We start from the raw sequence: 12,905 nt of genomic DNA on the forward strand, positions 1-12,905 counted from the left end.
GGATCTTCCAGCCTGGCCCCCTAGCCTTGACGGGTGACCGGCCCCCTCCATTCCTCGCCCGCGCCCCTCGTCGGCGTCGTGATGGGCTCCGACTCGGACTGGCGCGTCATGAGCGACGCCTCGCAGGCGCTGTCGGACTTCGGCATCCCCCACGAGGTGGAGGTCGTTTCGGCGCACCGCACGCCCGAGAAGCTGCACCGCTACGGCACCCAGGCGCGGGCGCGCGGCATCCGCGTCATCATCGCCGGCGCAGGCGGCGCAGCGCACCTGCCGGGCATGCTCGCGTCGGTGACGGCGCTCCCGGTCATCGGCGTGCCGGTGCCGCTGGCGTATCTCGACGGCATGGACTCGCTCCTGAGCATCGTGCAGATGCCCGCCGGCATCCCGGTGGCGACCGTCTCGATCGGCGGGGCGAAGAACGCGGGCGTCCTCGCCGCCCGGATCCTCGGGACGACGGATGTCGCGCTCGGCGACCGGGTCGAGGAGTACGCGCGCGAGCTCGAGGCGCAGGTGGAGGAGAAGAACCGGCGGCTCAAGGAGTCCCTGTGAGCGTCGCCAGCCCTCCGCGCGCGCCGCGCGCCACGGCATCCGGCCCCCGCAGCGTCGTGGAGGAGCGGCCGCTCCGCTATCCCGACACGAGCTCGCGTCAGGTCATGTCCAGGCGCGGCTGGTGGCTCGTAATCCTGAACTTCCTGCTCCCCGGGTCGGCCCAGGTGCTGGCGGGAAATCGGAAGCTCGGTCGTTTCGGGCTCGGCGCGACGCTGGCGATGTGGGTGCTCGTCGTCCTGGGGGTGCTCGCCGCGCTGATCTGGCGCTCGCTGCTGGTGACCCTCGCGACGAACTGGTTCTTCCTGCTCGCGGCGCAGATCGTGCTCGTCGGATACGCCGTGCTGTGGACCGTTCTGACGATCGACACGCTGCGACTCGTGCGGCTGGTCAAGACCGGCGGCGGAGCACGCTTCGGCATCGCGCTGCTGTCGGTCGCCCTCCTCGTGGTCTCGGGAGGCTCAGCGGTCTATGCCTCGCAGGTCGCCGGCACCACCCGCGACACGCTGGGTGCGATCTTCGGGGCCAGCGGACCCTCGGTGCCCCCGTCGGAGGGCTACTACAACATCCTGCTGCTCGGCGCCGACAGCGGCGAAGGCCGCGACTCGATGCGGTTCGACAGCATCTCCGTCGTGTCGGTGAACGCCGAGACCGGGGCCGTCACGATCACCGGCGTCCCCCGCGACATGCCGCACTTCCCCTTCGCCGACGGTCCCATGAGAGACCTCTACCCCGACGTCCATGAGGGGCATGCCGACCCGGACTGCGGCTGGGGCAGCGGCGTGAACCAGCTGCGCACCGAGGTCGAGGTGTGCCGCGACGGCGATGCGCTCTACCCCGACGCCGTCGCGCACGGCTCGACGCCCGGCGTCGAGGCGACGAAGGATGCCGTCGAGGGCATCCTCGGCATCGAGATCCCGTACTACGTCTTCATCGACATGGATGGCTTCGCTGCCCTCATCGACGCGCTCGGCGGCGTCGACATCACGGTCGACCAGCGGCTGCCGAAGGGCGGCGGGCCCGCCTACGAAGGACAGCCGGCCGACGAGTGGGCGATCGGCTGGATCGAGCCCGGCGCCCAGCACATGAACGGCGACACCGCCCAGTGGTACGCGCGCTCCCGCTACACCACGAACGACTTCGACCGCATGAAGCGCCAGCGACAGCTGCAGGAGGCGATGCTCGCCCAGTTCACCCCCGCCACGGTGCTCACCCGGTTCAACGAGATCGCGGCGGCCGGCAGGGCGATCGTCGAGACCGACCTGCCGCAGTCGATGCTCCCGTTCTTCGCCGAGCTCGCGATCAAGGCCAAGGAGCAGCAGGTCACGACGATCGAGCTCACCCCCGAGGGCGGGATCGACGAGTACGACCCGGACTACGCCTACATCCAGCAGCTGATCGAGGCGACGCTGCACCCGCCGACCCCCGCCCCGTCGGAGGGATGACCGTGGTCGCGACCCTGCGGATCGTCCTCGACCAGGTCGCCGCGCCGACCGATCCCGATCTCGCCCTCGCCTCCCGCGAGCTCGCGACGGCGCTCGTGGAGGCCGCGCCGGACGGCTGCGAGGTCGAGGGCATCCTCCCGAGCGTGCCCGCGGCGCGGGTCGACGACGCCCTCTCCGACGTGCCGGGGCTCGCCGGAGTGCACAAGGTCTCCCTCCCACGGCGAGAGCTGTCGGCCGCGCTCCAGCTCGGCGTCGCGACGGGCATCGGCGGCGGGATGATCCACTCGCCGACCCTCTTCGCCCCGCTCGTCAAGCACGACCGGGTCCACGAGAACGACCAGACCGTGGTGACGCTGTGGGACTTCCGTGCGTGGGAGGCTCCGGACGAGCTGTCGCGCACGTCGGTCGGATGGCAGCGGGCGATGCTCAGGCGGGCCGCCAAGCACGCCGACGCGATCGTCGTCCCGACGCATTCGATGGCCCGCCAGCTCGAGGACTTCGCCCCCCGGCTGAGCGAGCGGGTCCGGGTCATCGCGGGCGCCGCGCCCGCGCGCTTCCGCGTCCCCTCGGACGAGGTGGGGCGGCGCCGGGTTCTGGATGTGCCGGAGGGCTTCGTGCTCCTCTCTGGCGGACGGGCAGCCTCCGACGCCCTGGGCCGGGGGTTCGCCGCGATCGCCCGTTCAGGACTGGAGCTGCCGGTGCTCGTCATCGACGCGCCGGCGGGGGAGGAGCCCGCGATCCTCGAGCTCGCGTCGTCATCGGGCATCCCGGAGGGGAACCTCCACGTGCGCGGGTTCCTCGACACCGCCGATCGCGCCGCGGTCTTCGGCGCCGCGGTCGCACTCCTCGCCCCGGCGGCGCGCTCGGCCTTCCCCTGGCGGGTGGTGGAGGCGCTGGCCCTCGGCGTCCCGGTCATCGCGGCGCAGTCACCCGTCCACGCGGAGGTCGTCGTCGACGGCGGGATGCTGGTGCCGGCCGAGGACGAGGCCCTCGCGTCCGCCCTGGCCGATGCGCTCGCGTCGACCGCGGCGGCCGACCGGCTCGGGGTGCTCGCGGCCGACCGCGGCCGGGTCTACTCGTGGCGCGAGGCGGCCGACCGGGTGTGGCAGCTCCACGCCGACTTGTGACCGGGTGACTGGTCTTCCTGCCGTCGGCGACGTCGGCGGTACGCTTTTCTGATGCCGAACCGCGTCGCCGTGATCGTGCGGACCAAGGATCGTCCCGTCTTCCTGCGACGCGCACTCGCCGACATCGCCGCGCAGACCTTCGAGGATGCCGCGATCATCGTCGTCAACGACGGCGGATCGCGCGAGGTCGTCGATCAGGTCGTGGCCGACTCGGCGACGGCCGCCCGCACCGTGGTGCTGGACACGGCCGCGCCGGGCGGCCGGTGCGCCGCCGCCAACGCCGGGATGCGAGCGGCGGACGCGCCGTACGTCGTGCTCCACGACGACGACGACCTGTGGCATCCCGAATTCCTCTCCCGCACGGTCGCGGTACTGGATGCCAGCCCGACGGACGCCGGAGTGATGACGGCCACCGAGATCGTGTACGAGGAGCAGCGCGGCGAGGAGTGGGTGGAGACCGCCAGGGTGCCCTTCTGGGAGGGCCTCAGCGCGGTCGGTCTGTCGACCCTGCTCGAGATGAATCGGGCGGTGCCGATCTCCTTCCTGTACCGGAGGACGCTTCACGACGAGGTGGGCTACTACGACGAGGGGATCGACGCCGTCGAGGACTGGGAGTTCTATCTCCGTGTGACGGCGAAGCACCCGGTCTCGTTCCTGGGCGGCACCGCTCTGGCCTACTGGACTCAGCGGCCCGGCACCCGCGGTCCGGCCGGGAACAGCATGTTCGAGCTCGCGGACGCGCACGAGCGCGATGACCTGGCCGTCCGGGACGCCGCCCTGCGCGAGTGGGTGCACGACAACGGTCTCGGACTGCCGCTCTTCATCGGTCTGCTCGAGAGACGCCGGCATGAAGACCTCGACCGCCTGCGGGACGAACTCCTCAGCGCGCAGCGGGACATGCTGATCCGGGAGCTCGATGCGCGGCATCCCATCTGGAGCCGGATCCGGCGCCTCCTCGGGCGCGCACCCCGGCGCTGACGCGGGTCTTCAGGCGGGTCGGTCAGCTGTCCGCGAGATAACGCTCGAGCGAGTCGGCGAACGGCGGCGGCGTGAATCCTGTCCGGACGATCTTCTCGAGATCGAGGACGCTGTTGCGGGGCCGCGGCGCGACGGGCCGCGTCGCGGAGCCGAAGTACTCGTCGGTCGACACGGGCCGGACGCGTGCCGGATCGTGCCCACTGAGGGCGAAGACGCGTCGCGCCAGCGTCGCCCATGATTCCGGCTCCCCGGCACCGGTGAGGTTGTACGTGCCGTAGGGCGCCTCCGTCTCGATGAGATGCCGGATGCCGAGAGCGAGGTCGTCCGCGAATGTCAGGCGCCCGATCTGGTCATCGACCACGGAGGGCGCCACGCCGCGCTCGGCGAGTGTCGCCATCGTCCGAACGAAGTTCCCTCCCTCGCCGATCACCCAGGACGTGCGGACGATGTAGTGGCGCGGCAGCGTTCCGACGATCGCGTCGCCCGCGGCCTTGGTCTGGCCGTACACGCCGAGCGGACTGATCGGGTCGTCCTCGCGGTACGCACGGTCGAGCGATCCGTCGAAGACGTAGTCGCTCGAGACGTGGACGAGCGTTATGCCGTGCTCCGCGGCGACGCGTGCGACGGCGCCCACCGCGGTCACGTTCGCCGCCCACGCGGCAGGGCGCCCCTCGGTGGTCTCGGCCGCATCCACGGCGGTGTACGCGGCCGCGTTCACGATGACGCGGTACTCGCGCCATCTCCGCGCGGTAGCGAGGTCGGGGGAGGTGAGATCGAGATCGGCGCGAGTGGCGAACTCGATCCCGGTGCGGCCTTCGAATGCCTTGCGCAACGCCGTGCCGAGCTGCCCGCCGGCCCCGAGGACGAGGGTCTTCGCCGGAGCCATCGGTGTCACGTCCGGGAGTCGGGGATGCGCTCGGTCCTTCTCCGAGAGCTGCGCCGCCTCCAGCGGGATCGGCCAGGCGATCGCCGCCGTCTCGTCCGCGAGGTTCAGGAACGTGTACGGCACATCGGGCGACCAGTGGTCATTCACCAGATAGGTGTAGGCGGTGTCGGGCTCGAGCGTCTGATACGCGTTCCCGACGCCGCGGGGCACGAAGATCGCGCGGGACGGGTCGATCTCGGTGGTGAAGACCCGGCCGAAGGTGGGGCCCTCGCGCAGATCCACCCACGCTCCGAAGATGCGTCCGGTCGCGACCGAGACCCACTTGTCCCACGGTTCGGCGTGGATCCCCCGCGTCGTGCCGACCGCATCGTTGAAGGACACGTTGTTCTGCACGGGCTCGAAGTCCGGGAGGCCCGCCGCGAGCATCTTCTCCCGCTGCCAGTTCTCCTTGAACCACCCGCGGTTGTCGCCGTGGACCGGCAGCTCCCACACGACGAGACCGGGGATGGACGTCTCGACGGGGGCGAGCGCCTTGCCGAACGCGGTCACTCACTGTCCCCGCGCGGCATAGAAGGCCTCCGTGGCGTCCTTGGCGGGGGCCCACCAGTCTTCATGGTCGCGATACCAGGCGATCGTGTCGGCCAGTCCGGACTCGAAGTCCTGGAAGCGCGGCTCCCACCCCAGTTCAGTGCGCAGTCTCGTCGAGTCGATCGCATACCGCAGATCGTGCCCCGGTCGATCGACCACGTGGTCGTAGTCGTCCCGTGAGCGGCCCATGAGTTCGAGGATCAGCTCGACGACGTCCCGGTTGCTGCGCTCGCCGTCCGCGCCGATGAGGTAGGTCTGCCCGATCTCCCCCTTGTCGAGGATCGTCATGACGGCCGACGAGTGGTCGTTCGCGTGGATCCAGTCCCGGACGTTGAGACCCGCTCCGTACAGCTTGGGACGGATGCCGCGCAGCACGTTCGTGATCTGCCGGGGAATGAACTTCTCGACGTGCTGATAGGGCCCGTAGTTGTTCGAGCAGTTCGAGATGGTCGCTCGGACGCCGAAGGAGCGCACCCACGCGCGCACCAGCAGGTCGCTGCCCGCCTTCGTGGATGAGTAGGGGCTCGACGGGTTGTACGGGGTCCGCTCGGTGAAGCGCACGGGGTCGTCGAGCTCGAGGTCTCCGTAGACCTCGTCGGTCGAGATGTGGTGCAGACGCGTCCCGTGCGCGCGGGCTGCCTCCAGCAGGGTGTAGGTGCCCACGATGTTCGTGTCGAGGAAGGGCCGCGGCTCGGAGAGGGAGTTGTCGTTGTGCGACTCCGCCGCGAAGTTGACCACGGCGTCGGCCTCCGCGAAGAGCCCGTCGACGAGCGCCGCGTCGGCAATGTCGCCCTCGACGAAGTCGAGCCGATCGGCCGGCAGCCCTTCGAGCGACGCGCGGTTGCCGGCGTACGTGAGCTTGTCCAGGACGGTGACGTGGTCGTCACCGGTTTCCAGCACGTGGTGCACGAAGTTGGAACCGATGAAGCCGGCGCCGCCCGTGACGAGGATGTTGCGCATTGCTCCAGGGTATCCGCCGTCGCCGGACACGCCGTTCCGCCGGCTCGGCGCCGTCGGGTTGGGGAGCGCGGCACGCCCCGATCTACACTCGTGTCTGCGGATGCACGAGCGGTTGGAGCGGAATGCTGAGAAGAGTCGTCCGAGGCGGTGCACGTGTCGCGGCGAGGATTTCGGATCTCGTCGGTCGCGCCTTCTTCCAAGGTGCGATGCTTCTCGAACTCGGTCCGCGGCGATACGTGCGGCACCGCAAGGCGGTCGTCGCCTCCCGCCGGCCGGCGGGAGTGACCTTCGGCAACGGGGTGACGACCGCGCTCACCCCGGAGCGTGCGGCAGGGTGGCTCACGGTCGATGGCCACGCCGTGGTGGTGCTGATCGACGGCGACCCGCAGGAGGATGCAGCGGCATGGGCGCGCCGCGTCGACGAGCGCTTCGCCGTCCACTTCCTCGTGAGCGCATCGACGGCCGAACGCTTGGGCGATCTCCCGTCCCGCCTGTACTCGGTCACCGGGCAGGGGGACGGACCCGAGGTCGAGCTCGCCTCCGTCCGCTCCTGGATGCACCAGTGGCGGCGACGGTGGGACCTGTTCGTCGTCGATGCGTCACAGCCGCTGCCCGATCCGGACGTCATCGTGCAGCTGCAGCATGCGGCGTACGTCTACCACGACGGCGGCGAGGTCGGCTTCGTGACGCCGGCGTACTCGACCGGTCACGCGCTCGCGGCGGGCTATGACATCGACCGTCGCCAGGGCCGAGTCGTCCCGGCCGTGACACCGTTGCGCGACTACGGGCAGGCCGCCGTGCCGCGCTACGTGCTGACCGCAGCCCGTCACGCCTTCTACGCGACGTCGGATGCGCTCGACCGCGTCGACCTGGCGGAACGCAGCGTCGCGGATGCGGACTTCGACACCCAGATCGCCCGGCTCGTCCGGCACGGCTGGGCGGGCAACATCCGGACCCTCTGCTTCAGCAGCGCCGTCGTGCGCGTGCACGAGCTGCCCGCCCTGCGGCTCGCGGGGGAGCAGCGCCGCTGGGCGCTCGATCGCCTCGTCCGGACTGCCGGCGGCGCGACCCGCGTCGTCTTCGTCCTCAACGCGACGTCCATCAGCGGCGGCATCCGCGCCGTCTTCGAGATCGCCAACGGTCTGGCCGAGCGGGGCTTCGAGGTGGAGATCTGGTCTCTGGAGGGCGAACCCACCTGGTTCGATCTGCACGTGCCTGTGCGCACGTACACCACCTACGAGGATCTCCTGCTCTCCCTCCGCAACGTGGACGCGATCAAGGTCGCGACCTGGTGGGAGACCGCGCAGGTGGTGTGGCTGGCGTCGGTGAACCACGGGATCCCCGTCTACCTGATCCAGGAGTTCGAGACGTGGTTCTACCCGAACGACGCGGTCGCGCAGGCCGCCGTCGTGTCGAGTTACCGCCGGGAGTTCGCCAGCCTGACGGAGGCGAGCTATCAGGTGGAAGAGCTCGCCGAGATCGGCATCGAGGCGACGCTCATCCCGCACGGCTTCGACCCGAAGGCGTTCCACGTCCTGCCGGACTGGACGCGCCGCGACGACGCCGTGCTGGCCCTGGGCCGCTCCTTCTTCCAGAAGAACTTCGCGATGACCGAGCGCGCGTGGCGCGCGCTCGGTGAGGAACGTCCGACACTGATGCTCTTCGGCACCGAGCCGGGAATCCTCGTCGACGAGCGAGTGGAGTATTCCGAGCGGCCGCGGGACGCCCAGGTCAACGAGCTGTACAACTCGGCCACGATCTTCGTGCAGACCTCCCGTCACGAGGGCTTCTGCCTTCCCGTCCTCGAGGCGATGGCGGCAGGATGCCCGGTCATCACGACCGACTCCCACGGCAACCGCGACTTCTGCCGCGACGGCGAGAACTCCGTGTTCGTCGCGCAGGACGACGCCGCAGGACTGGCTGCCGCGATCCGCGGCCTCATGAACGACCCGGCGGAGCGCGACCGCCTGCGCGAGAACGGGCTCCGCACCGCGGCGCAGTACGCCTGGCCCGTCGTACTGGATCGGGTCGCGGCGTTCTACTCCGACCTCGCGCTCAGCGCGTCACAGGCCGACGCCGTCGCGGAGCCTGTGGTAGGCGCCCGCCGCCCGGCGACGGAGGCCCCGGTAGAGCCGGCCGACGACCGTCCCTGACAGACGCGCGCGCACTCCTCGCGGCACCGGGCCGGGAGGCGACGGGACGGGCGGGACGGGATCGTCGAGGCGCCGCGGGACGAGCACGCTCTCCCAGTTCTCCACGGCGGTGACGAGGTCGCGCGTCGTGACGCTCCAGCGCCAGTTCTCGCGGATGCCGCGGATGTTCTCGCGGATCGCGTCGCGGACCGCGGCGTCGGTGAGTTCGAGGATGGCGGTCTTCACCGCCTCCACGTCGCCGTAGCCCACCACCTCTCCGAGGCCGTGGACGCCGATGTAGTCGGCGAACCAGTCGCCCTCCGTCACCACGCTGGGAAGCGATGCCCAGAAGTGGTCGAGGATGCGCGTGCGGAAGGCGTAGCGGGTCTCGAAGGATGCCTTGTGCGCCGAGACTGCGATGTCGGCGTCGAGCAGGAATGAGGCGCGTTGGTCGGCCGGCACCCAGCCGTCTACGAAGTGGACGCCGTCGTCGAGGACTCCCAGCCGATCCGCGAGGGCGATGGCCCGGTCGACCGTCCTCGGCCGCCCGACGACCGGATTCGGATGCGTCGTGCCGTAGAACACCAGGCGGATGTCCGGGCGCGTCCGCCGCAGCTCCGCGACGGCGCGGATGGGGGTCTCCGCATCGAACCAATCCCAGATGCCGCCCGCCCACAGCAGGATGACGTCGTCCTCCGCGATGCCGGAGGTGCCCCGCAGGGCATGCTCTGCGGCGTGCGGCTCGCCTTCGGGCATACCGAACGGGACGAGTCCGATGATGTCCTCCACCGTGCGGCCGCCGAGGTCGCTCGGAAGCAGCGCGCCGGCGGACAGCAGATAGCCGACCCAGAAGTCGCGCTGCCGTTCGTTCGAGGTGACGAAATAGCTTCCCGCCTTCACGCAGAGGCGGAAGAAGGCCAAGAGGTCGCGGAAGACGTCGTCCATCTCGGGCTGGGTGGTGAAGCCCCCGATGCGCTCCGCGCCGATCGTCTCGGCGGGCAGTGCGTTGTAGAGGTCGAAGATGAATCGGGTGCCCGTGGCGAGGGCGCGGCGCACCACGTCCGCGTCGGTGAACTGGCAGAAGGCGATGTCGCTTGCCGTGACGAGCGCCAGCAGCTGCTCGGAGCTCGTGTAGCCGACGACGTCGAAGTCGTCGTCGGCGAAGACGGACAGCTCGCTCTCGGTGGTCCCCACCGCCAGGGTCACGTCGGCGACCGCGCACAGCTGACGGGCGATCGCGACGACGCGGATGCCGGGACCGGCCATGTGGCGTCCGACGACATCCGCGGCCACGACGACCACCTTCGGCCGGCGGGAGGGGGAGGGGGGAGGAGTGGCTACCATTGAGAATTCCGTGTTCCGTTGAGTGGATGACGTCCTGATGCCAGACCTTCTCGCGCGCCTCGCTCGGCGCGTGTACTCGCAGCTTCCCGAGTCATGGAAAGAGCAGTACCGGTCTGCCCGGACAAACCGCTCCTATACTCTCAACACCCGCGGCGTCGGCCCTAACGGGGAGATCGCCGGATGGATCGCAGCGAACAAGCGGCCCGTGAGCATCGTCATCCCGAGCTACAACGACGTGCCACTGCTCACGGAGGCGCTCGCCAGCATCGCCGAGACCGTGACCGGGATCGACTACGAGGTCCTGATCGTCGACGATTACATCGATGAGGCGGTCTCGGCCCAGCTCCGCGCGTTCGAGTCCGAGCGCGTGCGCGTCATCTTCAAAGCCGAACGCCGCGGATTCGCCGGCACCGTCAACGTCGGGATGCAGCAGGCGAAGCACGACATCGTCCTGCTCAACAGTGACATCGTCGCCAAGCGCGGCTGGCTGGAGGCGCTGCAGTACAGCGCGTACGCCATCGACCCGAAGATCGGCCTCGTGAGCGGGATGCTCGTCTACCCGGACGGCCGTATCCAGTACGGCGGCACCTACTACGCCCGTCTTCTCGCTCCGCAGTGGTTCGGCCACCTGAACGTCGGTGCGCCGGCGACCAAGCCGGCAGCCAATGTCCCCGGATACAACACGTCGATCTCGGGGGCGTGCGTCTACATCACGCGCGAGGCGTTCGAGCGCGTCGGCCTCCTGGACGATGAGTTCTGGCTGGGATTCGAGGACGTCGACTATGGGCTGCGGGCGTGGGAGCGCGGCATCCGCTGCTACTTCCAGCCGGCCGCTCTCCTGGTCCATCATGAGTCGGCCTCCCGCGGCTACAGCCAGGGCCATCGCGAGCTCGCGTCGATGCGACGGTTCTGGCGCAGGTGGGAGGAGAAGTACCTCACCCGCCGGGTGCCCCTCGACGCGCCGGTCTCCTTCGTCACCGGTCCGGCGTCGGACGGGCTGTGGGAGGCGTACGTGGACTTCCTGGCCGACACGGCGCGCGCCTCGGGCCGGGATGCGGAGGTGTACCGCACCGAGGACCGCGACGAGGCGCTCATCGAGCGGCTCGCCGAGCGCGGAGGCACGGTCGTCGCGTGCGATTGGACCGTCGCCCAGACGGTCTGGCTCGCGACCGCGCGCGCCGGTCTGCCGGTCTATCTGCTCCCGGCGATGGAGAGCGGAGCCCATCCGGACGATCCCGCGCGACAGGCCGCGATCGTCGCCGGCTACCGACCCGAGTTCGACTACATCGCGCCCAACCGCTTCGTCCAGCGGCAGCTGCAGGCGGAGGCGGCGTGGGAGGTGCGCGCGCGGATCCCCCCCGCCCTGCCACCCCAGGCGCTGCCCGACGAGGCGGCGTCGGTCGTGCTCGTCGTCGGCGCCGGGAGCGTCGAACTCGCCGCTGTGCGTGCCGTCGCTCACGCCCACGGTCGCACCGTCGTCGCCGTCCCCGACATCCCGACCCGTCGGGCGCTCGCCGACGCGCACGCGCTGCGACCGCGCGCAGTCGTCGACTTCGGCGCGCATGCGTCGTCGCTGGTGCCGTACGCGCTCATGTCGCTCGGCGGTGTGCTCGTCGCACCGGTGAACCCCGTGCTGTCGCACGAGGTGCTCGACGGGTACAACGCCCTCCTGTTCGCGGGCGGCGACCTGGACGCGATGGCGCGCTCCCTCGGCGACGCGCTGCGTCTGGACGATGCCTGGCGGGAGCTGCGCGCGAACGGTCACGCGTCGGCGGCACGGGCTGCGTCGTCCGCATCCGTCGAGCTCCCGAGGGCGCTCGCGTCCTTCGCCGACGTCATCGCCTGAGGGCGTTCGGCCGGCGCACGCGCCCGCCGTCGGATCCGGGGTTTTGCGGCGCTTCCGGCATCCGAGAGACTGGACGGCATGCGCGGCATCATCCTCGCGGGAGGCACCGGCTCCCGACTCCATCCCATCACCCTCGGCGTCAGCAAGCAGCTGGTGCCGGTGTACGACAAGCCGATGATCTATTACCCGCTGTCGACGCTGCTGCTGGCGGGGATCCGCGACATCCTGATCATCACGACACCTCAGGACTCGGACCAGTTCCGTCGGCTGCTGGGCGACGGGTCGCGGTTCGGAGTCTCGATCACGTACAAGACGCAGCCGTCCCCCGACGGCCTGGCGCAGGCGTTCATCCTGGGCGAGGAGCACATCGGCGCGGATTCGGCCGCCCTCGTGCTCGGCGACAACATCTTCTACGGCCAGGGGATGGGAACCCGCTTGCGGCAGTACACCGACCTCACGGGAGGAGTCGTCTTCGGCTACTGGGTCGACGACCCCACGGCCTACGGCGTCGTCGAGTTCGCCGAAGACGGCACGGTCGTCTCGCTCGAGGAGAAGCCGGCCCGGCCGAAGAGCAACTACGCCGTCCCCGGACTGTACTTCTACGACAACGACGTGATCGCCATCGCGAAGGATCTCACGCCGTCGCCCCGGGGTGAGCTCGAGATCACCGACGTCAACCGCGCGTATCTCGAGCGCGGCGACCTCAAGGTCGAGCTGCTTCCCCGCGGGACGGCGTGGCTCGACACGGGGACGTTCGACTCGCTGAGCGAGGCGACGGACTTCATCCGCACGGTGGAGCGCCGGCAGGGACTGTCGATCGGATGCCCGGAAGAGGTCGCGTGGCGAATGGGCTTCCTCACCGACGACGAGCTGCGCGAGCGCGCCGAGCCCCTGGTCAAGAGCGGCTATGGGGCGTACCTGCTCAAGGTCCTCGGGCAGGGCGCGCCGACATCGCGACCGTGATGTCGGGGGTGGGGGTGTCGGCTGCTCGGGGTGTGGTGGGTGGTCGGCGGCTTGTGGTGTGTGCGGTGTGGGATCGGCGTGGGGGTGTCG

10 protein-coding genes are annotated in these 12,905 nt (G+C 70.2%); 7 read left to right on the forward strand and 3 right to left on the reverse strand.

Annotation, left to right across the window (positions count from 1 at the left end; all coding sequences use genetic code 11):
- Positions 1–81: 81 nt before the first annotated feature.
- The 4 genes from purE to EV279_RS16305 are packed head-to-tail and all read left to right on the forward strand — an operon-like array spanning position 82 to position 4,096.
- Positions 82–549 (forward strand): 5-(carboxyamino)imidazole ribonucleotide mutase, encoded by a 468-nt coding sequence (gene purE, locus EV279_RS16290; RefSeq protein WP_133545952.1) that lies wholly within the window; start codon positions 82–84, stop codon positions 547–549.
- Positions 546–1,991 carry an LCP family protein gene (locus tag EV279_RS16295; RefSeq protein WP_133545905.1) on the forward strand — a complete coding sequence of 482 codons (1,446 nt, stop codon included), beginning with the start codon at positions 546–548 and terminating at the stop codon, positions 1,989–1,991. Before purE ends, EV279_RS16295 begins: the two co-directional genes overlap by 4 nt.
- The gene (locus EV279_RS16300; RefSeq protein WP_347876866.1) at positions 1,988–3,118 is read left to right on the forward strand and encodes a glycosyltransferase; all 1,131 of its coding nucleotides are present in this window, start codon (positions 1,988–1,990) and stop codon (positions 3,116–3,118) included. Before EV279_RS16295 ends, EV279_RS16300 begins: the two co-directional genes overlap by 4 nt.
- Positions 3,119–3,169: 51 nt before the next feature.
- On the forward strand, positions 3,170–4,096 hold the full coding sequence (locus tag EV279_RS16305) for a glycosyltransferase family A protein (protein ID WP_133545907.1): 927 nt from the start codon (positions 3,170–3,172) through the stop codon (positions 4,094–4,096).
- A gap of 22 nt (positions 4,097–4,118) precedes the next feature.
- Here EV279_RS16305 and rfbD read toward each other — a convergent pair whose 3' ends face one another.
- Positions 4,119–5,531, reverse strand: a complete 1,413-nt coding sequence (gene rfbD / locus EV279_RS16310; protein WP_133545909.1) for a dTDP-4-dehydrorhamnose reductase — start codon at positions 5,529–5,531, stop codon at positions 4,119–4,121.
- Positions 5,532–6,530, reverse strand: coding sequence for a dTDP-glucose 4,6-dehydratase (rfbB, locus tag EV279_RS16315; protein ID WP_133545911.1), 999 nt, complete (start codon positions 6,528–6,530; stop codon positions 5,532–5,534).
- 206 nt (positions 6,531–6,736) lie between these two features.
- On the opposite strand from rfbB, the gene EV279_RS16320 reads away from it, so the two are divergent.
- Entirely contained in the window at positions 6,737–8,683 is a 1,947-nt protein-coding gene (locus EV279_RS16320) for a glycosyltransferase (RefSeq protein ID WP_133545913.1), read from the forward strand.
- Here EV279_RS16320 and EV279_RS16325 read toward each other — a convergent pair.
- Positions 8,594–9,955, reverse strand: coding sequence for a glycosyltransferase (locus tag EV279_RS16325; RefSeq protein WP_133545915.1), 1,362 nt, complete (start codon positions 9,953–9,955; stop codon positions 8,594–8,596). The two genes, EV279_RS16320 and EV279_RS16325, sit on opposite strands and share 90 nt — an antisense overlap.
- A gap of 256 nt (positions 9,956–10,211) precedes the next feature.
- Here EV279_RS16325 and EV279_RS16330 point away from each other — a divergent pair, with 256 nt between their 5' ends.
- Together EV279_RS16330 and rfbA are read left to right on the forward strand one after the other, a co-directional pair.
- Entirely contained in the window at positions 10,212–11,852 is a 1,641-nt protein-coding gene (locus EV279_RS16330) for a glycosyltransferase family 2 protein (protein ID WP_166644549.1), read from the forward strand.
- Between the two features lie 78 nt (positions 11,853–11,930).
- Complete coding sequence (gene rfbA / locus EV279_RS16335; protein WP_133545919.1) at positions 11,931–12,815, forward strand: glucose-1-phosphate thymidylyltransferase RfbA; 885 nt, start codon at positions 11,931–11,933, stop codon at positions 12,813–12,815.
- The last annotated feature ends 90 nt before the right edge of the window (positions 12,816–12,905 follow it).

Source organism: Microbacterium sp. BK668 (assembly GCF_004362195.1).
Classification (GTDB): Bacteria; Actinomycetota; Actinomycetes; order Actinomycetales; family Microbacteriaceae; genus Microbacterium.

What these genes read in the sequence shown, in the direction of transcription:
- purE (WP_133545952.1), top strand. Translation starts at nt 82, where the DNA reads ATGGGCTCCGACTCGGACTGGCGCGTCATGAGCGACGCCTCGCAGGCG.
- EV279_RS16300 (WP_347876866.1), top strand. Translation starts at nt 1,988, where the DNA reads ATGACCGTGGTCGCGACCCTGCGGATCGTCCTCGACCAGGTCGCCGCG.
- rfbB (WP_133545911.1), bottom strand. Translation starts at nt 6,530, where the DNA reads ATGCGCAACATCCTCGTCACGGGCGGCGCCGGCTTCATCGGTTCCAAC.
- rfbA (WP_133545919.1), top strand. Translation starts at nt 11,931, where the DNA reads ATGCGCGGCATCATCCTCGCGGGAGGCACCGGCTCCCGACTCCATCCC.
- EV279_RS16320 (WP_133545913.1), top strand. Translation starts at nt 6,737, where the DNA reads ATGCTTCTCGAACTCGGTCCGCGGCGATACGTGCGGCACCGCAAGGCG.
- EV279_RS16305 (WP_133545907.1), top strand. Translation starts at nt 3,170, where the DNA reads ATGCCGAACCGCGTCGCCGTGATCGTGCGGACCAAGGATCGTCCCGTC.